This window comes from Caldifarcimen microaerophilum (genome assembly GCF_055387105.1).
In genome coordinates, this window is record NZ_AP038914.1 from 1,738,406 (window position 1) to 1,761,507 (window position 23,102).

At 59.8% G+C, this 23,102-nt stretch carries 17 protein-coding genes and 1 tRNA gene; 11 read left to right on the plus strand and 7 right to left on the minus strand.

Annotated features, from left to right (window positions below; translation table 11 throughout):
* The first annotated feature begins 49 nt into the window (after positions 1-49).
* The 8 genes from AC6HU3_RS08225 (at position 50) to AC6HU3_RS08260 (ending at position 12,429) form a co-directional block, all read left to right on the plus strand.
* Entirely contained in the window at positions 50-1,342 is a 1,293-nt protein-coding gene (locus tag AC6HU3_RS08225) for a replication-associated recombination protein A (RefSeq protein WP_497473292.1), read from the plus strand.
* A 163-nt stretch (positions 1,343-1,505) separates the two neighbouring features.
* The gene (locus AC6HU3_RS08230; protein WP_497473293.1) at positions 1,506-4,139 is read left to right on the plus strand and encodes a hypothetical protein; all 2,634 of its coding nucleotides are present in this window, start codon (positions 1,506-1,508) and stop codon (positions 4,137-4,139) included.
* 256 nt (positions 4,140-4,395) lie between these two features.
* Positions 4,396-5,046, plus strand: a complete 651-nt coding sequence (locus tag AC6HU3_RS08235) for a tetratricopeptide repeat protein (RefSeq protein WP_497473294.1) — start codon at positions 4,396-4,398, stop codon at positions 5,044-5,046.
* 6 nt (positions 5,047-5,052) lie between these two features.
* A complete protein-coding gene (locus tag AC6HU3_RS08240) occupies positions 5,053-7,497 on the plus strand; it encodes an ATP-dependent Clp protease ATP-binding subunit (RefSeq protein WP_497473295.1) in 2,445 nt (814 codons plus the stop codon).
* Positions 7,498-7,537: 40 nt separating this feature from the next.
* The gene (gene bamA / locus AC6HU3_RS08245) at positions 7,538-9,811 is read left to right on the plus strand and encodes an outer membrane protein assembly factor BamA (protein WP_497473296.1); all 2,274 of its coding nucleotides are present in this window, start codon (positions 7,538-7,540) and stop codon (positions 9,809-9,811) included.
* 9 nt (positions 9,812-9,820) lie between these two features.
* A complete protein-coding gene (locus tag AC6HU3_RS08250) occupies positions 9,821-10,933 on the plus strand; it encodes a hypothetical protein (protein WP_497473297.1) in 1,113 nt (370 codons plus the stop codon).
* A 53-nt stretch (positions 10,934-10,986) separates the two neighbouring features.
* Positions 10,987-11,820 (plus strand): DUF8196 domain-containing protein, encoded by an 834-nt coding sequence (locus AC6HU3_RS08255; RefSeq protein ID WP_497473298.1) that lies wholly within the window; start codon positions 10,987-10,989, stop codon positions 11,818-11,820.
* A gap of 162 nt (positions 11,821-11,982) precedes the next feature.
* Positions 11,983-12,429, plus strand: a complete 447-nt coding sequence (locus tag AC6HU3_RS08260) for a type IV pilin protein (protein ID WP_497473299.1) — start codon at positions 11,983-11,985, stop codon at positions 12,427-12,429.
* Positions 12,430-12,666: 237 nt separating this feature from the next.
* Here AC6HU3_RS08260 and AC6HU3_RS08265 read toward each other — a convergent pair whose 3' ends face one another.
* Positions 12,667-14,232 carry a hypothetical protein gene (locus AC6HU3_RS08265; protein WP_497473300.1) on the minus strand — a complete coding sequence of 522 codons (1,566 nt, stop codon included), beginning with the start codon at positions 14,230-14,232 and terminating at the stop codon, positions 12,667-12,669.
* Between the two features lie 162 nt (positions 14,233-14,394).
* On the opposite strand from AC6HU3_RS08265, the gene AC6HU3_RS08270 reads away from it, so the two are divergent.
* Positions 14,395-14,469, plus strand: a tRNA-Gly gene (locus AC6HU3_RS08270).
* Positions 14,470-14,533: 64 nt separating this feature from the next.
* Positions 14,534-14,752 (plus strand): cold shock domain-containing protein, encoded by a 219-nt coding sequence (locus AC6HU3_RS08275; protein WP_497473301.1) that lies wholly within the window; start codon positions 14,534-14,536, stop codon positions 14,750-14,752.
* Positions 14,753-14,815: 63 nt separating this feature from the next.
* On the opposite strand, the gene AC6HU3_RS08280 is transcribed toward AC6HU3_RS08275, so the two are convergent.
* From AC6HU3_RS08280 to AC6HU3_RS08305, 6 genes are all read right to left on the minus strand, one after another.
* Positions 14,816-15,313, minus strand: a complete 498-nt coding sequence (locus tag AC6HU3_RS08280) for an acyl-CoA carboxylase biotin carboxyl carrier protein subunit (RefSeq protein ID WP_497473302.1) — start codon at positions 15,311-15,313, stop codon at positions 14,816-14,818.
* The gene (locus tag AC6HU3_RS08285; protein WP_497536306.1) at positions 15,313-17,064 is read right to left on the minus strand and encodes an acyl-CoA dehydrogenase FadE; all 1,752 of its coding nucleotides are present in this window, start codon (positions 17,062-17,064) and stop codon (positions 15,313-15,315) included. Before AC6HU3_RS08285 ends, AC6HU3_RS08280 begins: the two co-directional genes overlap by 1 nt.
* 9 nt (positions 17,065-17,073) lie before the next feature.
* On the minus strand, positions 17,074-17,931 hold the full coding sequence (locus AC6HU3_RS08290) for a hypothetical protein (RefSeq protein ID WP_497473303.1): 858 nt from the start codon (positions 17,929-17,931) through the stop codon (positions 17,074-17,076).
* A 279-nt stretch (positions 17,932-18,210) separates the two neighbouring features.
* The gene (locus AC6HU3_RS08295; protein ID WP_497473304.1) at positions 18,211-18,921 is read right to left on the minus strand and encodes a biotin--[acetyl-CoA-carboxylase] ligase; all 711 of its coding nucleotides are present in this window, start codon (positions 18,919-18,921) and stop codon (positions 18,211-18,213) included.
* The gene (locus AC6HU3_RS08300) at positions 18,918-19,781 is read right to left on the minus strand and encodes a DMT family transporter (protein WP_497473305.1); all 864 of its coding nucleotides are present in this window, start codon (positions 19,779-19,781) and stop codon (positions 18,918-18,920) included. The genes AC6HU3_RS08295 and AC6HU3_RS08300 overlap by 4 nt, the downstream gene beginning before the upstream one ends.
* Positions 19,778-21,766, minus strand: a complete 1,989-nt coding sequence (locus tag AC6HU3_RS08305; RefSeq protein WP_497473306.1) for a DUF5916 domain-containing protein — start codon at positions 21,764-21,766, stop codon at positions 19,778-19,780. The genes AC6HU3_RS08300 and AC6HU3_RS08305 overlap by 4 nt, the downstream gene beginning before the upstream one ends.
* Before the next feature lie 220 nt (positions 21,767-21,986).
* On the opposite strand from AC6HU3_RS08305, the gene AC6HU3_RS08310 reads away from it, so the two are divergent.
* Complete coding sequence (locus AC6HU3_RS08310) at positions 21,987-23,060, plus strand: transposase (RefSeq protein WP_497473307.1); 1,074 nt, start codon at positions 21,987-21,989, stop codon at positions 23,058-23,060.
* Positions 23,061-23,102: the final 42 nt, after the last annotated feature.

The following is a 23,102-nucleotide window of genomic DNA, read 5'->3' on the forward strand; positions in this document are numbered from 1 at the left end:
CCCACCGCTTGTTTGGAAGCGGTGGGGCGCTTCCTGTATAATTCATCTGATGAAAGAGGAATCCCTTCCCCTGCGTTTGCGCCCGAAAACGCTGGATGAGGTGGTGGGGCAGGAGCACCTCACTGGCGAGGGGAAACCCCTCCGGGTGCTGTATGAGGAAGGCCGGGTCGTTCCCATGATCCTGTGGGGACCGCCCGGTTCCGGAAAAACCACCCTGGCCCGCATTCTCATCCAGCGGGCAGGCCTCCCTGTGGAGGAGCGGAGCGCGGTGTCCACCACCCTGAAGGAAATCCGGGACCTCAAGAAACGATACGACGGACCGTTTGTGCTCTTTCTGGACGAAATTCACCGGTTCAACCGGTCCCAGCAGGCGGCGTTCCTCCAGGACGTGGAAGAAGGGCGGATCATCCTGATCGGTGCCACCACCGAAAACCCTTCCTTTGAGGTCATCCCTCCCCTGCTCTCCCGGATGCGGGTGTATCGCCTGCGCCCTCTTTCGGCGCCGGACCTTGAGAAAATCCTGGAACGGGCCTTTCGGGACAAGGCTCTTGAGGGCCTTTCTCTGGACGAAGCGGCCCGGATTCGTCTGCTGGAAGCGAGTGGCGGAGACGCCCGGAGTCTTCTGTCCACCCTGGAACTTGCCGCCCGCTTTGCCCGGAGCGCGGGGCGAACCGTCATCACGGCGGAAGACGTGGAGGAAGCGGCCGGGGCGGTTCAGGTGCGCCATGATCGGGCCTATGATCTTCACTACGATCTTTTGTCCGCCTACATCAAATCCCTTCGGGGGAGCGATCCGGACGCGGCCATGTATTATCTCGTGCGCCTTCTGGAAGGGGGAGAGGATCCCAAGGTGGTGGCCCGGCGCCTGGTGATCCATGCGGCGGAAGACGTGGGCCTTGCCGATCCCATGGCCCTGGTGGTGGCGGTGGCGGCCTTTGAGGCGGTGGAAAAGGTGGGGCTTCCCGAGTGCGCCATTCCCCTTGCGGAGGCCACCCTGTATATCGCGGGGGCCCCCAAAAGCAACAGCGCCTATCTCGCCCTGAAACGGGCCCGATCCTGGCTTCGCAAGTTCCCCACGGCGCCCGTGCCCCTCCACCTGCGCAACCCGGTCACGGGGCTCATGCGGCGGGAAGGCTATGGGAGGGGTTACCGCTATCCCCACGACTTTCCCGGTCACTTTGTGCACCAGGTGTATCTGCCCAAGGGGATGGAGAAGGCGGACATCTATTATCCCACCGAAGAAGGTCAGGAGAAGTTTCTCGCGGGCCGCCTGCGGCGGCTCTGGAAGGACGCCAAACCCCACCTCTTTCGGGTGGATCCCGGGAAAATCCGGAAGACCTGAGAAGGATTTTCTGGCGCCCTTGCACCGGCGCTGTGAGTCCCTCCTGTCTCTGGATACAGACTCATGGGCTCTGCCTCCCTGTGTGAGATTTGTCACACCCTGATCGTGGGAGAGACTGTACCTTATCCACGAGCAGAAGGAGTCCTCAAACAGGAGGTGCGAGATGGGCTGGCTGGCGGTACTCCTCGCTTTCTCCCTCCAGGTGGTGAGGGAGAGCACCATCGTCCGGACGGACACCCTCGATGTCTTCGGGGGAGTCGTGGCCGGGTCCCGCGGTGGACTTCCTTATGCGGCCATCCTGAACACCACGGGCGGGGATGTTCACCTGATTCGGACCGCCACGGATACGCTGATCCGGTTTCTCCCGACAACCTCTCTGAAAGCGGTTGATCCGGAAGGCTACGTCCTTGGTGTCTCTGTACCGGTATCGGACACGCTTGTGTTTATGGGGATTGACCCTGCGGGAAATGTATCGGAAGATACGTTGAGTCTTCCCGCAGGATGGTCGTTCTTCGGTGGGCAGATTACCCCATGCCGTGATCCTGGATCATCCGCCCATCTGTTCTGTATTGTAGGCCAGTTAAACGACGGCACAAATCTGATTTACCGCCTCTTTGTGTGGGAGGTCTCCGGTTCGGGGCTTTTCCTTCATCAAACCGTCGATCTGGATACGGTGGGAACCAGTTCCTGGTTCACCCGGCTCGTTGCCCTTCCTTCCGATGTTCCCGTCAACGCCTGGACGCAATATCCCACCCTGCTCGTTCAGTACGATAATCGAGATGTGGATTCCTGCTATGTCCGGATGATCCATCCCCTTTCCGGGGAAGTCGGAATGTGGTCCTATGCATGTACGTTGGTGTTTTCCCCATCCAGCGATTACATCCTTCCCCACGTTCGCTCCGCCGACACCCTTCTTGTGGACATTGTCATGTCTTCCGCCCTGGACACAACGGTTCGGGTTCTGCTTGAAGTTTCGCAGGGAGGGGTGAACGAAGTTCGCAGGGATACCTTTCTCATGGGCACGATGAAAGCTCTGTCCAGCTTTTACAGCACAACTGAGGGGGATTTTCTGTGTGTGGTAGGACCGGATCCAGGTACGGGTGACCAGATGGCTTACGCCCTTCCCCTTGGTACAGGGCCGGTAATCCAGGCCAACGTTTCCTCAACCATTTCATCAGTTCAGTTTACCGTATGGCCAACGGGAGAAGACGACAACGGATGCATCGTGCTGGACGTCTCTTCGAGCCAGTTTGTAGGCTTGCAGGTCAGCGGGGGATCGATCGTGACAGTATCTGGAAGTCCTTCAGACAACAGTGCCATGTACACGGTGGAATCCATGGCGGTTGGAGGGCTGCCCGGGAGCGGTACGATCTGGTGGAATAAGGTCGATTTCTCGACCCATCAGGTGATGATCGGTGCAGCCAACATCCAGGATCTCCTTACGGGAAGCGGTACCCGTCTGGTGGATGACTCCCTCTGGATCACTGGACCCATGAACGGAACCGTCAACCTTCTTCACGTGCTGGGTGACACGCTCGCACTGGGTGTGGGCTGGGCTGGTGGAGCTCCCGAAGTGATGGTGTGGGATACGTCCTTAGCAGCCCTCTGGAACCGCACCCTTGGAGGTTACGATACCACCCTGTTCGGCGCTCCGTGGATCTGGATGGTCAATTCCACGTACACGCTGCTCAGCCTGGACCGTAGCACGGGATCTCTCCGACCCGGGTCTTACACGCTGATGTCAGCATCCAGTGTGTTCTGGCCTTCGAGTGAAGAGGTGAAGAACGACACGATCTTTTTCTGCTACCGGACCACGTCGAACGAGATTGTGGCGCTGCTTCTCGATGTGGGGTCCTTCTCCGTGCTGGACTCCTTTGCCGTGAGCGATCCCGATGTTCCTTTCGGATTTTGCCGATGGGACGGAGATCTCCTGGTGGTGGCGGGATCGCGCACATCCACAGATTCCACCCATGTGGTGGTGTATGACCGATCGGTGTCCGGTATCACGGTGGACACGCTTCTGGAAGGAACGCTCAATAACGCGTATCTCTGGGGGAACGTTCTGGGAATGGTTCTGGCCCGTTCCAGTGCGTCCACACGGGATTACCTCCAGTGCACCATCGGATCGTCCCTTGCCTGCGAGACCTGGTCGCAATCCCTCACCTTCTCCTTCAACGCCATCCATTACGATGGCAACCGGACGTACATCGGGGGCGGTGACGGGACCACCACGGGGCTGTATGTGCTGGATCCCGCACTTTCTCTCGTGGAATACAGGGACCTGGGTGTCTCCTTCAGCTGGGTTGCGGATGTGGTGTCCGTGGACACGCTGTATGGAGCTGCCTTCACCGCCCCTGGTGGGACCATCATCCGATGGTTTGCCCTGGGTGAGTCCTCCCCCCTGGATGAATACCTTCTCCCGAACGTCAATGTGGTTCGTTCTGTTCTCGTGGATCATGCGGGAGAGATCCGGTGGTACCTTGGAGGGAACGTAACACCCTATGGAAGTCAGATCCCCTATGTGGCAGTGGTGGGAATCGACACAACCACCGCTGTGTCGGAAGGACCGGCGCTTTCCCGGGGCGTGAGGGTGGTGATGCGGGGACCCTGGCTTGTGCTGGAAGGTCGGGGGACAGTAGATGTTGAAGTGTTCAACGCCCTGGGACGGAAGGTGATGGGGTATCGTGGAGAGGTGCGCGGTGAGGTGCGTATGGGCCGCCTTCCGGTGCGGGGCGTGTATGTGGTGAGGGATCGTGAGGTGGGTAGGGCACGCAAGGTTCTGTGGGTCGGGCGCTGAGAAAGCGACCGGAAGGCAGCCAAGGGGCGGGGGCGAAGCCCCCGCCCGCTCTTTGAGGGATAACATCCTGTCCGAGCCGGGAGGATCCGGACGTGAACCGATGGGATCGTACCTTAATCCGTTGGGGAGTTCGGAGGGTTCCCCTTTTCCCTGGCACGGGATGGGGATCTTTGATGCATATAGAGGAGAGCTCATCTCCAGAGACCCGATGAAGAACGTTGACAGGTTCTTGCGGGTAAGGTATAATTGACATGCCATGAACTGGGAAATCGTGCTGGAACTCTGGAAGGATGAACGGGTGCGCCGGTTCGTGTGGACCGGCGTGGGGGTGATCGTGCTCCTCCTCGGATACGCCTTCTACAAGGAAAGCCAGAAGCCCCGTCACGCACCGGAAGCAGAACTCACCCTGCTCCAGGCCATGAGCATGCTCTCCAGTCCACAGAACCTGCCCATCGCCGACAGCCTGCTCCAGGACGTGCTCCAGCGCTATCCGAATACAGTGGAAGCCCATCGCGCCCGGTATTATCTGGGGTATCTAAAGCTTCAGCAGGACAGCCTGGATGCGGCAGAGCAGGCCTTTCAGGCGGTCCTCCGGAGCAACCTGCAGGATCCGGTGTTGCGGGCGGAAGCCCACGGACACCTGGGAACCGTTTATGCAGCAAAAGAGCAATGGGACCAGGCCCTTGAGGCGTTCCGGAACGCCGAGGCCCTGGCTCCCCTCAAGAGCATGAAGGCGCTGTATGTGTTTCGTCAGGCCGAAGTGGCCTTTGCCGCCGGCCGGTACGGTCAGGCGGTGGAGATTCTGGATCGCATGGAAAAAGAACACGGCCGGTCCATCCTGTTTACCCAGGAGGGTCGGACGTTGAGAAGCATGGCCAGAGGACTCAAGGAGGCCTCTGGGGGGTGAGAGAGGATGTTTATTAACGACAGGTTCACGGAACGAGCCAAAAAGGTGCTCTCCCTGGCGAGGGAGGAAGCCATCCGGCTGATGCACAACTACATCGGGACCGAGCACATTCTGCTCGGTCTTGCCCGTGTGGGAGAAGGGGTTGCGGCGACGGTGCTCACCAGCCTGGGGCTGGACCTGGAGGATCTCCGGCGTGCGGTGGAGGAAGCCGCGCCACCCGGACACACCGCCATCACCCTGGGGGAAATCCCCCTCAACGCCAGCGCCCGGCGGGCCATCAACTTTGCCTTTGACGAGGCCAGGAAACTCGGACACAACTTCATCGGCACCGAGCACCTCCTCCTCGGAATCCTCCGGGAAAACCGGGGACTGGCGGCCCGGATCCTGGTGCGTATGGGCGTGGATCTTGAGGTGGTTCGGGTGGAGATTCTCAAGACCCTGGGCCGGACGGCCGGGGAAGAGGATCGTAAACCGCAGGCCCGAACCAAGACGATTGAAGCCTTTTCCACCGATCTCACGGAACTCGCCCGTCAGGGGAAGCTGGATCCGGTGATCGGGCGGGAGCGGGAGATCGAGCGGGTGGTTCAGATCCTGCTGCGGCGGAAGAAGAACAATCCCGTGCTGGTCGGTGAACCCGGTGTCGGGAAAACGGCCATCGTGGAGGGCCTGGCCCAGCGGATCGTGGCGGGAGAAGTGCCCGAAGTCCTGCGCAGGAAGCGGATCCTTGCCCTGGACATGGCCTCCGTGGTGGCTGGAACCAAATACCGCGGGCAGTTTGAGGAGCGTCTGAAGGCCATCATCACCGAAGCCATCCAGGCGCCGGATGTGATTCTGTTCATTGACGAGCTCCACACTGTGGTGGGGGCGGGTGCGGCCGAAGGTGCCATTGACGCGTCCAACATTCTGAAGCCTGCCCTGGCCCGGGGGCAGATCCAGGTGATCGGAGCCACCACCCTGGAGGAATACCGCAAATACATCGAAAAAGACGGTGCCCTGGAGCGCCGGTTCCAGATGGTGATGGTGGAACCGCCCACCGTGGAGGAGACCATCGAAATTCTGCGGGGCCTCAAGGAGAAATACGAGGCCTTTCACAACGTGGAATACACGGATGAGGCCATTGAGGCGGCGGCCTATCTTGCGGACCGCTACATCACCGAGCGCCACCTCCCGGACAAGGCCATTGACCTTCTGGACGAGGCGGGTGCGCGGTCCCAGCTCGCCACGGAGGAGAATCCCGAACTCGCTTCCCTGGAACGGGAGCTCATGGAGGTCCGGCTGGAGAAGGAACAGGCCATTGACCGCCAGCAGTTTGAGCGGGCGGCCCGTCTCCGGGACCGTGAAAAGGCCCTGGAGCAGAAAATTGCCGAACTCCGGGCCCAGATTGATCTTCCCGAACGCCGCCGGATCACCCGGGAGGAGATCTCCCAGGTGGTGTCGGTGTGGACGGGGATTCCGGTCTCCCAGCTGTCCCGGAGTGAGCAGGAACGACTGCTTCACATGGAAGAGGAACTCCAGAAGCGGGTGGTGGGGCAGGATGAAGCCATCCAGGCCCTGGCCAAAGCCATCCGCAGGAGCCGGGCAGGGATCAAGGACCCCCGCCGTCCTATCGGAACCTTTATCTTCCTGGGTCCCACGGGGGTGGGCAAGACCGAGACGGCCAAAGCCCTGGCGGAGTTTCTCTTCGGAGACCGGGACGCCCTGATCGAAATCGATATGTCGGAATATATGGAGCGGTTCAGCGTTTCCCGCCTGGTGGGTGCACCTCCGGGCTATGTGGGCTATGAAGAAGGTGGACAGCTCACCGAGGCGGTACGCCGCCGTCCCTATTCGGTGGTGCTGTTCGATGAGCTGGAAAAGGCCCATCCGGACGTGTTCAACCTCCTCCTCCAGGTGATGGAGGAAGGCCATCTCACGGACAGCCTGGGCCGCACGGTGAGTTTCCGGAATACGGTGATCATCTTTACCTCCAACATCGGGATCCGGGAGCTCAAAGCCCGGAAAGTGATGGGCTTCGGGACGGAGCAGGGCGAAGCCATCGATTATGCCGACATGCGGCAGTTTCTCCTGGAGGAACTCAAAAAGACCGTGCCGCCCGAGTTTATCAACCGGGTGGATGAGGTGATCGTGTTCCGGCCCCTGGAGAAGGCCCACCTCCAGCAGATCGTGAACATTTTCGTGGAGGAGCTTGCCGAGCGTCTCCGGGATCGCCGGATCCAGCTCGTTCTTTCGGAGGAAGCCCGGGCCTTCCTGGCCGAAAAGGGATATTCGGTGGAATACGGAGCCCGACCCCTCCGTCGGGCCGTTCGCAAATTCGTGGAAGAACCCCTTTCGGAGGCCATTCTTGCCGGAAAGATCCACGAGGGAGACGTGGTGGAGGTGGTGGTCCGGGAGGATGGCGAGGGGCTGGACTTTCGGGTGAAACCGCCGCGGCCTGTAGGGACATCGTCCTGAACCTCGCGCAGGCCTGTCTCGATGAAGGAGTCGCGCGACCATGATGATGGGTGTGTTCTTGCTTTTTGCCAGTGCGGTGCGTCTTGAAGGTCAGTTTGTGTCTCCGCCGTCTCTTCTCCTTTCCATTCTGGGACTGGAAACCTCCGCCACGCCGACGTTTGTGGAACTCCGAACCGCCCTGAAAGAGGCCATTCGGCGGGGCGTGCTGGAGGATGTGGTGGTGGATCGAGAAGGCGATACCTGGATTCTGCAGGTGGTGGAAGCGCCCCGGTTGCGGTCTGCTTCCTTCGTGTTTGAGGACCACCCCGAGGCCGCCCACATCGGCGCCCTCTTTGTGAAAGGGGATCAGCCCTTCACCCGGAAAGACCTCCAGGACACCCTGGGCCTTCATGCCGGGATGCGCCTTCCCTCCTGGCGGATCCGGGTTCTTCAGGACAGTCTGAAGAAGCTCTACCGGAAGAAAGGCTATGTGGGGGTCCAGGTGAAGGTGGACGTGGACACCCTGCGGGCGGGAGAGGTGGCACTGCGCTTCCGGATTCGCAAGGGGGATCGCCCCTGGATCTCCCGGGTGATCCTCCACGGCGTGAAGGCCTTCCCGAAAAGCCGGATTCTCCGGGTCATGCAGAACAAGCCCCGCAACTGGCTGCGGTGGGGATATTTTGACGAAATCAAATGGGCGGAAGACCCGGATCGGATTGAAGCCTTTTATCACAACCACGGATATCCTCAGGCCCGGGTGGATTCGGCGAAGGTCATCCGGGAAGACGGTACCGTGGCGCTGGAACTTTTCATCACGGAGGGGAAACGGTATGTCTTTGGTCCATACACGGTGCGGGGGGACTTCGACATTCCCGAACATCTCCTCAAACGCCTGATCCGGTTCCGGGAAGGGGAGCCCTTCTCCAGCGAGAAACTCCGGAACACGCTGGTGGAGCTTCAGGGGGTGATGGCCGACTCGGGCTATCTCTATGCTCAGGTTCTTCCCATGGAAAGCGTGGTGGACGACAGCGTGATCGTTCTGCAGATTCGCCTGCGGAAGGGTCCCCGGGTGCGCATCCGCAAAATTGACGTGGTGGGAAACACCAAGACCTATGACCGGGTGATCCGGCGGGAGCTTCTCATCTATCCGGGGGACTATTTCTCCCGGGCCCGCCTGATCCGGAGCCTGCGCAATCTCTATTTCACCAACTTTTTCAAGAACATCAACCCCACCTTCCAGCCCGCCGAGGACTCTTCCTGGGTGGATCTGGCCATTGAGGTGGAGGAGAAGCCCACCGGTCAGATCGGAGCGGGCGCCAGTTATTCCCCGGTGTATGGGGCGTCCGTCTATCTCCAGGTGCAGGAGCCCAACTTCCTGGGGCGGGGGCAGACCGTTTCGGCGCAGGTGAATTATGGCGGGCAGTATCGCACCTTTCAGTTTTCCTTTCTGGAGCCCTGGTGGCGGGGCAATCCGCAATCCATCGGGGCGAGCGCCTATTATCTCCGGAATCTCTATACCCTGGATTATTCGGATGAGCGTGCCGGGGGAAGCGTGACCTGGGGCGTGCGGGCGCTTCGGAGTTTCTGGAGTGTGAGCTTCAAATACAGCCTGGAGCGGGTTCGTCTTCTGTCCGTGTCGTCGGAATTTGAGAACCTCCCGGACGTCCAGCGACTCCTCGCGGGACCGCAATGGTCGTCGTCCATGGCGGTATCCCTGGCCTGGGATTCCCGAAACCGCCGGTTCAACGCCTTCCGGGGCACCCGCCTTTCGTCCACCACCACCCTCACGGGGGGGCCTCTCCAGGGAGATCTTCATTATTACAAAGAAGAGGCCGAAGCCGGCACCTATGTTCCCCTCTGGCAGATCGACCGGGTGAACAACGCCTATCTCCTCCTTGCCTTCCTGGCCCGGGGCGGGTATGCGTGGGGGCTCAGAAAGGCGGAGGACCTGCCCTTTTATGAGCGGTTTTTCCTGGGGGATGTGTCCACCTTTTATGCCCTGCGGGGCTATGAATACCGCTCGGTGGGACGGGACATCGACGGAGGCCGGATGTTTCTTGTGCTGACCGCCGAACTGCGGGTCCGCCTCAACGAGCAGTTCTATGCCCTGGGGTTTGTGGAGGGCGGAAACACCTGGTTGAGTTTTCGGGACTTTTATGACACGGCACGGAGCAAAGATCAGCTTCTTCTGCGAAAATCCTTCGGTGTGGGCGCCCGGTTTGAGATGCCCATGCTGGGGGTGATCGGGCTGGACCTTGCCTGGCCGCTCACGCCACTTGCGGGGCAGGGGCGGAAGATGATGACCCACTTTGTGTTCGGATTCACCCGGTTCTGAGAGGAAGCGGTGGCCTGGGGACTTGCAGGGGGCTTGCTGTGTCTTGCCTGTGAGATCCTTCATTTCCCGTATGGCCCGGTCCTGAAACCCGCGTTCCTTCCCACACCGTGGTCCTCCTTTGCCCTCCCCTATGCCTTTCAGGTGGGTGCCTTTTTCCCGGATTCCTCCTTTGGCAGCACGCGGCCCGAGGCGATGCTCCAGTCGGTCCGGATGGATGAGGGGCGATCCCTGGTGATGCTCCGCTACGGTCAGCCGGTGTGGTGGGGCGTGTCCGCTTGGGGAGGGTTTGCCGGAAACACCGGAAGCGGAGAGAAGATCTGGGGTGTGGGGATGGAGTTTCCAGGAGGCGAGGCGTTTTTCGGGGCGTGGGATGTGGCTTCCCTTTTCGGGGATAGCCTGCGGTATGCCTGGGGGGGCCTGGCGTATACCAACCGCTTTCTTCAGGTTCAGGGGATGGTGGAGGAGGGGGGCGGGTTTCTGGATGTCCGGACGGGGCCCGCTGCGTTCTGGTGGTGGCGGGACGATGGACGGGTGGGGGCCGGTGTGCGTTTTTTCCGATGGGGTGTGCTGGGGGCCTGGGTCCGGGAGAAGCGGGTGATGCCCTGGGTGGAGATCCGCACGAAGGGGCTGGAGGCAGAAGGTGTCATGCTCCCAGGGTCTCTGGGGGGGTATCTTTTCCACGGAAAAACGCAATGGGCCTTTCCGGGCGGGAAGGTGGAGGGAGGCGGATTTGTTCGGCTTTTTGCGGCCGATACGGTGGGTGGGGGGTGGCTTCGGGGTGCGGTCACCTGGCGGTGGCTGTGGGGCGAGGGCGTGGCGATGGCCGTTGCACCGGCGGGGGTGCTTCCCGGCTTCCCCTATGGGACCGAGGCCCTTGTCGGGCTCCGGTATGTCCGGGAAGCCCATCATCTCCGGGTGGGGGGCGGCGTGCTCTGGATGGGCGGGGATGTTCTGCGGGCGGACCGCCTGTTCGGGTTGGGGCGGGTGGATTATCGGTTTGGTGATGTGTTCTGGCTGCGGGGCGATGGAGGCTGGGGGGTGTGGCTGTCCCGGGATGCCCGGGGGGTTCCGGATCCCACCTGGTTCACCCGGGTGGAGGTGGGCGCATGGATTGCCGATTGAACCGTTCGCGGGGGTGGGTGTACAATAAAGCGGGATAGGGAAGGAGAAAACGCATGCGGGCGTCGGTGCTGAAGCGGTTGATGGAGATTGAGGATGAGCGCCTCCGGGGGGTGCTGATGGAGGTGGTGGAGGAGCTGGATCAGGAGTTTGCCACCCGGAGGATGCTGGAGTCTTTTCGGGATGAGGCGAGATCGTGGTTTTCAAGGGTGGAAGAGGCTCTTTCGAAACTTGCGGAAGCGCAGAAGAAGGCAGAAGAACGTCTGACGAGGCTGGAGGAGACGGTTGCCGGGCTTGCCGAAGCACAGAAGAAGACAGAAGAGCGTCTGACGCAGCTGGAAAAGACGGTTGAGCAACTCGCAGAGGCGCAAAAGAAGGCAGAGGAACGTCTGACACGGCTGGAGGAAACGGTTGCCGAGCTTGCCGAAGCGCAGAAGAAGACGGAAGAGCGTCTTTTGCGGCTGGAGGAGGTGGTGGAGCGCCTTACGGGGGTGCTGGAGCGTCTTCAGCGACAGGTGGGTGGGCTCTCCCGGTCGGTTGCGTATGCCCTGGAGAACGAAGCGTACCGTTATCTTCCGGGTCTTCTCAAAAAGCGTTTTGGGATTGAGGTGGTGGAGCGGATGATCCGGACGGAGGTGGATGGGAAGGAGGTGAACCTCCTTGCCCGGGCGCGTCAGAACGGAGAAGAGGTGATGGTGGTCGGGGAGGCGGTGCTCCGGCTGGATGATTTTTCCAAACTTGCGCAGGTGGAGGAGGCGGCCAGGGTGGTGGAGGAAGCGTATGGCGTTCGGGCGGTGCCGGTTCTGGTGTGTCATTTCGCCCGGAAGGCGCTCCTTGAGGCCGCGGAGCGGGCAGGCATCCGGGTGATCCAGAGTTTTGAGTGGCAGTGAGGTTTGCAGGATGCAAACGCACTTTGCATCTTTCAAAGGCTTCGTCATGAAAACCCCGCTCTTGAAGCCGATTTCATTCTGGCAATGGTTTTGCAGGAAGGCAGATGTCTGGCTGGATCTTTGAAAACAAGGGCTCAACAAACCCAAAAGGAGGTCGGAGCCATGAGGAAGTTCCACAACAAAGGGAATCGGGGCTTCACGCTGGTGGAGCTCCTGGTCGTGGTGGCGATCATCGCCATCCTGGCGGCCATCGCGCTGCCGCAGTTCGCGCGCTATCGTCAGAGCGCCTATCGGAACGCCGTCCGGAGTGACATCCGGAATGCGGTCAGCGCCATCGAGGCGTTCACCGCGGATTATGGGCAGTACCCTGATGTAACCCTCAACGGAGGGTCTTGTACTTTTGCTACTTCGCCCTGCGATCTCGAAGACAGTGACGGGAACGTGGTCAATGATGCAATTCGTGTCTCTCGGAACGTGACGCTGAACTTTACTTATGACGCTACTGCGTGTAATGGAGGACCCCAGTACATCATTCAGGGAACGCATTCTCAGCTGGGAACGTGGAGTGCTTCGTATAACTCCTGTACCGGGGAGTATACAGGGTTCTAATTGCAGGTTCCCGATTCCTGCACGCGGGGGGGCCGGAAGGCCCCCCGCGGTGTTTTTTACAACCCCAAATCGCACCCGCCACCGGGCGTTTCTATAGTGATTTGGCGTATTGCAACGGTGGGGCTTAGCTCCCGTGAATACTTCACACCGATGTTCTGCAATATCTCAGAGCAATTTGCAAACAAAAGGGCGGGGGCGAAGCCCCCGCCCTCTACGGGGTTACGGGATCTTCCCCGATCAGGGGATCACAAGGCGAAGACGCCGTGAGGACGCTTTCCCCTCGGGGGTGAGGGGCTGAAGCCAGAACAATCCCCGACCGAGTTTTTTCGCAAGATCTCTCCCCTCAAAGATACCCAGAGACCGTCCCACCGGGTCAAACACCACAAACCTTTCGCCAGAGCGATTCAGACTGGAAAGGGAAATTGCGCCGTCGCTGGGTTGAAGACGGTCAATTTGACACTTGCGGCATATGGGGAGAGTGAAACGTGGAAATTGGGCAAGTAGGACTCCGGATGTGTCACTATGTGAGCCGAAGAGGTAAATCCATCCATTAGAGGAAAAATGATCCAGGGCAAGACCGTGAGTGATTGCAGAATCCACGATCCAGACCTGTTCGGGCAGGCCGGATGGGCTTAGCCGGATTAAACGCATTTTTCGAGGGTTCGTATAATCCCTGTGTACAGCGTAAATTCTTCCATCCGTGGGATGGGCTTGGATGGGGCGATAAACGCCGTATGGATTATGATCTGGAAGATTTCTTCCTGTGTCGCGGACGACCCTGACAACGCCGCCAGAGAGCCGATCTACGGTAACATAGGTTGTAAAAGCGTTTGGAGTAGTGTGGGGATGATGGCTTGCCGCAATGGCGTACAGGTAGCTTCCCTCCATTGTAAGCCCCAACGGGATGTCCTGGAACCAGATGCCCTGTAGCGTGTCATCAACCCACACATCCCACCCCAAGGATGCCGTGGAGAAATCTGCATCAAAGATGTATATGTCGTCTGAAGTGATGTTTCCGGCTCCTGTGGTATCCCATCCAGCATTCGCAAGGGCGTAGGCATGGTTTTCTATCGCGACAATGTCCTTTGGGACTGCCCCTGGATAACGGCCCATAACGCAACCAGTATACGCACCATCAGAAGTAAAGTGACATACAGAGGGGTGGTTGTTATAAGGCCAAGCAGAAGATTGAATCCCGCCGCCGACGAAAACCTCGCCATTTTCGTTCACAGCAACCCGAGATGGGTTACCGAAGAACACAGAAGGAACGGGACGAGCCCATTGAAGGCTCGTAGGAGAAAATTTGAAAACGGAATCCGATGTGAGGACAACCAGGTTTTCGGAAGCGTCCATCACCGCATCTATTAAGGATAGAGAAGAAATAAGGTATTCGCGTTGGACTGTGCCATCACGTGCAATTTTCCAGACCCGTAAAACACGTGCGTCTCCGTCTCTTAAGACTACCCATAGACCAGCGTCCTGCGTAGGATAGGGGTACATGGGTACGATCGTGTCGGGATCTTGAAGAGGGTCGATTCCGACGTTTGTGACAATCACACCGTCAAGCATCCCATCTTCTGTAAGGAAAACGAAAACCGCGTTGTCATACAGACCACTTGGGCAGTATTGGGTAGGAGATGCATTGTCCACCCATAGCCCAACGAACACCCTACCATCGGCTAAACTGGCCACACCCCCGGGCGCAGCAAGCCCTCCGCAGGGATTTATAAAGCGCTCCCAGGTCTGGCCCTGGAGAGGGACCGCGAGCCCCACGATTGTGAGGAGCATCATGAGTCTGGACATGCCCCATCCTCCTGTTTTGAAGTATGAACCCACAGTTAACGGCAATGATAATACCCCCCCCCCGCGAATTTTCAACCTTCGTGCGTGTCTCCAGAGGACCGATGCGCCATCTTGACATCCCATCTCCGGGCGCGTATACTTTTTCCGTGAACGAAGATCAGGGCGGGCGTAGCTCAGGGGTAGAGCATCAGCTTCCCAAGCTGAGGGTCGCGGGTTCGAATCCCGTCGCCCGCTCCACCCATTTCCCCCCTGATCCAGGGCCGTACTCCCCATGTGGGAGGAGTTGTTTGGAGGTTGTCTCATGAGTAAGCTGTATGGCACGGTGAAGTGGTTCAACGCCCGGAAGGGCTACGGGTTCATCACCCGGGAAGACGGTCAGGGGGAAGTGTTCGTGCACTTCTCCGACATCACGGGCCAGATGGGCTACCGCACCCTCGAGGAGGGGCAGCGGGTGGAGTTTGAGGTAACGGACACGCCCCGCGGTCCCAAGGCACAGAACGTTCGCGTCGTTTCCTACTGACAAACGACGGCGAAAATAAAACGCGGGGGGCATCGCCCCCCGCGTTGTTTTTTGACCCCGATTTCAGGCTTCCTTTCGCTCGATTTCCACAAGAAGATCACCCCGGTCCACCACACTCCCCTCCTCCACCTCCACCCGGAGAACCTGCCCGGCCATGGACGCCCGGATTTCGTTCCGCATCTTCATGGCCTCCATCACAAGAAGCAGGTCCCCCTCTGCCACGTCCTCGCCGGGCCGGACGTTCACCTCCACCACCCGCCCCGTCATCGGGGCGGTGATCCGGAGGCGGGAGGGTGCCTGACGGAGGTTCCGGAATGCCCGGGGCACCGAGGAGAGGGGCAGGGGACGGAGCCAGGCCCGGAAAGGCGCCAGGATCTCCAGGCGCTCCGGGGTGCGGAACACCACCATCCGCCGTTCTCCGATCTCAACCTCAAAAAAGTCCGGTTTCAGGGCTTTGACCCGAACCGGTGCCTCAGAGGATCCCACCCGGGCCCGGAAACCCTCCCCTTCCGGTCGAAGGTGAACCGGGATCTCCTCGCCATCCCGATCCACATACCACATCAGTATCCGCTCCAGGGATAAATGCCCCGTTCCGCCACCCGTTCGGCCACGGCCCGCAGCATCTCCCGGGAAGAGGGGAGAAGATACCAGCGGGTGAACTTCCGCAGGGCTGAAAGGAGCATCCGGAGTTCGTCCCCCTCTTTGATGGAGGAGAGGATTTCCTCAGCGAGCAGGGCGGCCTGTTTCAGGCGGAGTCCGGTGTAATACCGGAGCATGCCCCGCACGAGATCATCCCCTGCATGGTGTTTCTGCACGCGCAGGAGGGTGCTTTCCACACCGTACACCCACATGGTGAGGTCCGCCAGGGCGGCCAGGATTTCCTGCTCTTCCTCCAGGGCCTCCCCGAACTTCTGGGCAGCCAGCCCGGCCACCATCAGGGTGATTTTCTTCAGGACGTTCAGGGCCTCTTCTTCTTCGCCGAAGTCGCCCGTTCCGGGCTGAGGCGTGTAGGTGATCACCTCCCCGGCCACCTTCGCCACGGCGGGCATGAGGGGAAGTTCCCCTTTCATGGCTTTGCGCAGCAGCATGCCGGGGATGAGCATCCGGTTGATCTCGTTGGTTCCCTCCCAGATCCGGTTGATCCGGGCATCCCGATAGGCCCGGGCCGCCGGATATTCCTCAATGAAGCCGTATCCACCGTAGATTTGCACGGTTTCATCCACCGCGAAGTCCAGCATTTCCGAGCCATAGACTTTCAGGATGGAGCTCTCCACGGCAAATTCGGCCACGGCCTTCAGGGGATCTTCAATCACCTCCAGGGCTTCGTCCATCAGGCCCGCCAGGCGATAGGCCATGCTTTCGGTGACGAAGATCTCCAGCGCCATCCGGCCGATTTTCTGCTGGATCAGGGGGAACTGGAGGATGGGTTTGCCGAAGGCGGTGCGTTCAGCCGCATACTGGACGGCGTTTTGAAGTGCCCGTTTCGCGGCACCGACGGCGGCCACGCCGAGTTTGTAGCGCCCGATGTTCAGGATCCCGAAGGCGATCCGGTGGCCCTTGCCGATCTCACCCAGCACGTTTTCCAGCGGGATCTGCGCCTTCTCCAGGAAAAGGGCACGGGTGGAGGAGCCCTTCACCCCCATCTTCTTCTCTTCTTCTCCAATGGTGAGCCCGGGGGTGTTCCGCTCCATCAGGAAGCCGGTGAAGTGCTCTCCGTCCACCTTGGCGAAAACCGTGAAGATTTCGGCGAGTCCCGCGTTGGTGATGAACTGTTTCTGCCCGGTGAGAAGCCAGTATTTCCCGTCTTCGGATTTCACGGCCTTCGTTTTGATGTTCATGGCGTCCGAACCGGCATGGGGTTCGGTGAGGGCATAGGCACCGATCCATTCCCCGGTGGCGAGTTTGGGGAGATATTTTTGCTTCTGGTCCTCTGTGCCGAAAAAGACGATGGGCAGGGTTCCGATCCCGGTGTGGGCGCCCCAGGTGGCGCCGAAGGACCCTTCCACCGAAACGTTCTCCGCGATGAGCATGGAGCTCACCTTGTCCAGTCCCAGCCCGCCATAGGCCTCCGGCACATCCGCCCCCAGAAGGCCCAGTTCGCCGGCTTTCTGCATGAGTCCCCGCAGAAGTTCAAAATCCTGCTTCTCCAGTTTCTCCGCGTGGGGGAGGACCTCCTTTTCCATGAAGTCCCGGGCGGTCTGGGCGATCATCCGCTGCTCTTCGTTAAAATCCTCCGGGGTCATCACCTCTTCTGCCGGTGTGGCAGAAAGGAGAAATCCACCGCCCTTTTTGTGGAGCCGTTCTTCTGCCATGGACATGGTTCAACCTCCTTTCGTGACCTGGTGATAAGGATTGTACAGACCTCGTCCCGAAGGTTCCAGCGCCTGGGACGCAGGACGGAATTCGATGTAGAAGGATATCCAGGGCTGGATGGCCTGAAGGGTTACTGGAATAGAGGCACCTGCCAGCGGCGCGATCGTGAGGGGTGCGATGCCGCCATTCAGGGCACAGGATACATAGGGTGGTGTGAGCCGAGTGACGTATGCGTTGAGGGTTTCGGCCGGGAGGGTGAACAGGCTGGCGCCCGCTGGAAGAAGGGTGTCTCCAAAGAGCAACACGGATGTGGTGCTGTCTGCACAGTAAAAATTCCAGAGCAGATAGGGCGACACACCGGAGTCATGGGGCTCCCACCGGAGGACCAGATCTTCCGGGAGGGGAACCGTCAGGGTGGTCTCTGCCGGCGTGATGGACTGGAGAGGCTGGGGGAGACGGAAAGTCCCCCGGAGGCGATACTTCACATCCGCTTCGATAAGGAGTTCCACATCGGTCCGATCTCCGAAGTGGGGTACGTGAGCAAGATACCCGTAGGCCTCCCAGGTCGGAATTTCATACGGGAGTCCGATCTGCCTCACCGTGGCCCACCGGATGGTGTCGGTCTCTTCAGTCCCATCCGGTGCCTTCCACCGGTAGATCACGCGAAGGGCCGAGGTGTCGAGGGTCCGGTCATACCAGGACGGCGCGATAGGGATCATCTGCAGGCGCGTATAAAGTCCGGTTCCCTGGACGAGAAGGTGAATCTGAAACGGTGGGGTCATGGGTCCAGGGGTTGTGGGTGCCGTGCATTTGGCGGAAAGAAGGGCCAGCATCAGAAAGGGGAGGAGCCTGGATCGTTTGCCCATGTTCAACCTCTGGTTTGGAGACGCGAAAACCCCCAAAGGACCATTATCTTATGGGTGATCCACCCGGAAGGGTGACCAGGTGTTTGGAACAGGCGCAGGACATATCATGGATACTTTATGCCGGCGGAACCGAACGGTCAATTGAAATCCGGAGGTCCGTTGGTGTGTTTGGGCACCCTCGCCGTCATGCCTGTGGAAGAATCTGCGGTTTCCCCGCGAGGCCTTTTCGCATGTCTTTGCAAATTGTTCAGGAAATCGTCGGGGTGTTTTTGGGGATGTTCATCCCTCCCACACAAGGTCGTGCAGGAGATGGAGGGGGATTTCTTCGGTCCTGCCATCCTGGAAGACCACCTTGAGGGCGTGGGGGGAGAGAACGTCCAGAACCCTTCCAGCCACAGGCTCCCCGGAAATATAGCCCCGAAAGGATCGAACCTCATCCAGCCGGGCTTTCCATGCCTCAAGGAGCCCGGGATCATGGAGACGGGAAAGGAGATCGCTCAAACGGTCCAGGAAGGCATAGGCCAGATGGAGGGGCGGCAGGACCACCCCGAAATCGGCGAGCTTGCAGGCCTTTTGCTCCAGATCTCCCGGCAGGGGGTTGGTCACGTTCAGTCCCACGCCCAGCACCGTGTGGGTGTTCCTGCGTTCCACCAGCACCCCTGCAACCTTTCGCCCCGCGAGATACACGTCGTTGGGAATGCGAATCCGGGGGGCAAGCCCCCGTTCCTCCAGCACGTCCACCACCGCGAGGGGGCCATAAAAGGAAAGCAGGAGCGCCTCTTCCACAGGCATGCGAGAGATGCCCACCGAAAGCCAGAGCCCTCCTGGAGGGGCCACCCAGGCATGCCCCGCCCGTCCCCGCCCCTGTTCCATTCGCCGGGCCATGACCGCCACCCGGTCCACCCTCTTGTCGAGATATGCAAACGCCAGGTCGTTGGTGGATCCACAGGACTCCACCAGGACAAACAGGTCCCAGATCGGTCTGTTCATGCTGGCTCCCGGGTGGCAAGGGCCACACCCCCGAGAAGGAGCAGGGCCCCCAGAAGATGCTGCCATGTCCAGGTTTCTCCAAACATCGCAACCGAAAGCACCCAGGCAAACACCACCTCAAGGAGAAGAACCAGGGAGGAAAGGAAAGGGGTGATGCCTTCCAGGCCCCAGGTGTAGAGAAGATAGGCCATCCAGGTGCACACCACCGCCAGATGGATCACCACCCCGATGGCTACCGGCGTCCCAACCCAGAAGGGACGGGCTTCCATCAGGGCGAAGGGGATGAACAGGAGTGCGGTCCAGGCAAAGATCACCCCGTTGATTTCCACGGGATGAAAGCGTGCCAGGCTCTTTTTGAGAACCAGGATATACACCGCCCACACCCAGGACGCCCCCAGGATCAGGAGGTCTCCCGTGAAGATCTCGGGAGAAAGGGGGGTGGACAGGAGAACAAGGCCCGCAAGGGCAGGAATGAGGGCCAGAAGCTGGGTGCGGGATGGGGGTGTGCGCAGCCAGAAGGTCTGGAGAAGGGGAATCCACAGCACATACAGGTTGATGAGAAGGGCGGTTCGGCTGGCCAGGGTGAACTGCTGACCGATGAACTGGAAGGCGTAGCCCAGGGTGTTCAGGAGGGCAAGGAGAAGAAGGGATCGGTCAGTCCAGGCTCCCCGCCGGAAGGGAATCCAGCGCATGAAGAGAGGAAGCAGCAGGCTGGCGACGAAGAACCGCCAGAAGGCAAAGGTGAGGGGGCTCCAGGAATCCAGACCCAGACGGATGGCCGGAAAAGAGGTGCTCCAGAAAAAAGCCGCCAGCACCAGTGCGCCGATCCGGACACGGCGGTTTTCAACACCTGTCGTCATAGCGTGTAGGCGTAGGCGATTTTGAACGCTCCCTGCATTTCCACAGGCTTGCCCTTTTGCCGAACCAGCGGATGGAGCACCAGGAAGAGACGGCTCCGCCCACCCCATTCCAGGGAAAGGATGGTCTGGAGTTCCAGATAGGGGAACCATCCGGAGGGATCCAGGGCATGCTGGAGAAGGGTTTTGACATACAGCCGGTCGTGCCGGAAGGAGATCTGGAGGGATGCGGTGCGCTTGAGGGCTGTCACAAAGTCGTTGCTCCGCCATTCGGTGATCTCCCCGCCCAGGTCAAAGGGGCCGGTGGCCCATTCGGCTTCCATCTGCGCTCGCCACATCGGCGTTCCCCCTTCATGTCCCCGTTCGATCTTGAGTTGGAGATTTCGACCTCCGGTGAAAAACAGACCGGTCCGAAAACCACCAAAGGCGTAATAGGTGCTCCGGTCGGTCCCGTTCGGGGTGGTCGCGGCAAGGCCATAGAAGCGGTAAGAAAGCCCCACAAACCATGGATGCACGGGGGTGGTTCGGAAGAACAGTTCCGGGCGGAGGAAGCGGATCACCGTGTCGCCCTCGCGAAGATCCCCCCAGAGGAGATCGGTCCCGAGGGTCACGTTTTTCCAGACGTTCCGGGGCCATTCGAGCCGGACGCCGGTGTGGATGCCCCCGTTGGTCACATCTCCGCTGTAGGTCCGGAAGAGGGTGGGAAATTCCAGTCTCCGGGAAAGATGCTGCGCCCAGAAAAAGGCCCAGGTTTCGTGGAGGTTTTGCTGATATCGAAGGCCTGCTCCCGTATACACCCCAAAGCCTCCCCGGTCGGTGCCACCCAGCTCCATGCGAAAAGACCGGCTGCTCCGGCTGTAGCGGATGCTTGAGAAGGCAAGCACGCTGTCGGCGAGGACCACGCCCAGTCGGGGGCTCCAGACACCCTCCCGACCCCACGCAAGCCCTCCCACATCGCCGAGTTCCCGGTCCCGCACCCAGAATCCCTGGAACCGATCCGTGCCTTCCCTTTCGGCTTTCACCGCGGCATCCACGCTCAGGAAGCGCCGGGTATAGAGAGGGCGAAGGTAGGTGTTGAAAAAGTCCAGGCCCTCATAGAAAAAGGGGCGCTTTTCCGGGAGATACAGCAGGGCATAGGGGTCTTCCAGGATCTCGGGGACGTCCACCTCCACATTGGCGAAGTCGGGAAGGAGGGTGGCGGCAAGGCGGAGCCCGGGTCCCTGAAGGGTGAGGTCCATGCCGATGCGGTATTGCGCCAGGCTGTCCCCACCCCACCGAAGAACATGGTAATCGAGGGGGACGAAGGGATGGGCATACACCAGCGTGAAGGTGGGAAGAAGGGTTCCACTCCACCTGGAACGGGTCATGTGTTCGAGGCGTACGGGCGGCAGGGTGTTCAGTTCCCGGTAGCGCAGAATGGAAACGGGATGCCAGGCGGACAGCTGGACATACCCCTCTTCGGCGGGCAGGCTCATCCGGTGGAAAACCTGGAGACCGAAGGTGGCGGGCAGGGCGAGGGAGGAAAGGGGAAGGGCGAGCTCCACCGTCCAGACGGTGTCATTCTCCCGAGAGACCGCGACCTGCCAGTCCGCGTCCCAGCGATAGGAGCGATCGGTGTTCTGGGTGATCTGGGCGTCGGACAGGGCACCGGCAGGGTTCACGGCAAAAGCATAGCCCCGGGAAAAAGGAGCCGGCGGGAGACCGATCACGATCTCGAAAAGATCATCCATTCCCCTGTGCGCCTGGTCTCGCTGGAGGTTTTCCGCCCGGATGCCATAGGGCGCGGGAAGCTGGGCACCGATATATAAATGTGTCCCATCGTGGAAGAGGCGAACGGTGGCCACGCCCCGCGGTGAGGCGCCCTCTTCCGGGATCAGGACATGATGGGTCTGGAGGGTGGGCGCATGCGTCCAGACGGCCTCATCCAGCCGTCCATCCAGGTGGACGGGACCTGCCAGATAAGGGATCACCAGAAGGAGGGTGTCCATGATCTCACTCCTTGGTTCCAGGGTGCAGGTCTTTCATGCTATACGGTCAGGAAAGAACCTTCAACGGATGAAGCTGCTAACCTCCGGACAAGAGTTCGGACAGGAGTGAAAGGGAGGTGGGGATCCTCCGGGGGAAAGCTGTATACTTTCCCTGCTGAACAAGAAACAACGAAAAGAAAGGAGGATCCCCATGAGGAAGTTTATACCCCTGAAGTCGTTCATGCAAGTTCTTTTTCCGGATCCTCGCTTTGCAGAACGAGCAACGGAAATCGGATATGCTCTCCTGGACGCCCGGTCACTCCGTATCTCTTCCATGGCTCGCAAGATGAAAGGCGTTTCTGAAAGCGCCGCGTATAAGCGTATCCAGCGCTTCCTCGAACATTTTAATCCCCATGAAACCCTCTGGAGGCTTTTCCCCGAAACCGCTCCCTTCGTGATCGCTGACGTCACCGAAATCGAAAGACCCCAGGCCCGCAAGACAGAATACGTCGGAACCCTGAAAGATGGCAAAACCCGCGGCTTCTGGCTCCTCGTTCTCGCCGCCCCTCTGCGAGGACGCGCCATCCCCTTTGCCATGACCACCTTCTCTTCAAGAACCTTCAAAGATACGGGAAGCTCACGAAATGCCGTCCACATCCAGACGCTTCTTTCCTGGAAGGAGCTCATTGGAAATCGTCCCCTTGTGATGGACCGGGAATTCAGCTATACGACTCTCCTGCGCCATCTGCGGGAAGCGGGGATGAATTTCGTGATCCGCTTGAGAATGGGATCCCACCCTCCCGTTTTTCTGGATGCCCGAGGGCGGAAGGTCCGTCTCACATATCCTGTTGGAGAAAAAGTGGTCTTTCGGGGGCTGCGATACCGTGGGGAAGTGGAGGTCAACGTTATCGGGGTGTGGGAGTGGGGTCAGAAGGAACCCCTGTGGCTGATGACCACACTGGAGCCTGAAGAAGCGCTGCGGTTGTACCGCAGGCGGATGGAGATTGAGGAATCGTTCCGGGACATGAAAAGCCTGCTGGGGTTGGGAGATGTGATGAGCAAGAAACAAGCGGTGATGGAAAAGCTGGTAGGATTTATGCTCCTGGTCTACGGCATTGTGCTGCTTCTTGGAGGAGAGGTGCGTCAGGAACTTCTCCGTCGTACAGGCTCTGCAAGATGGAAACGCTTCTCCGGGCCTTTTGTCCTGCTTGAGAAGAAATGGCGATTGCCACCCAAAGAATGGAGATCCTTGATTCAACGTGCGCACCACACGTTCATCCAATCCATCTACCCAGGTGTCCGAACTCATGGGTGAACTTCAGATGAAGCTGGAATTGAAGATTCCGGGGCAGACGCC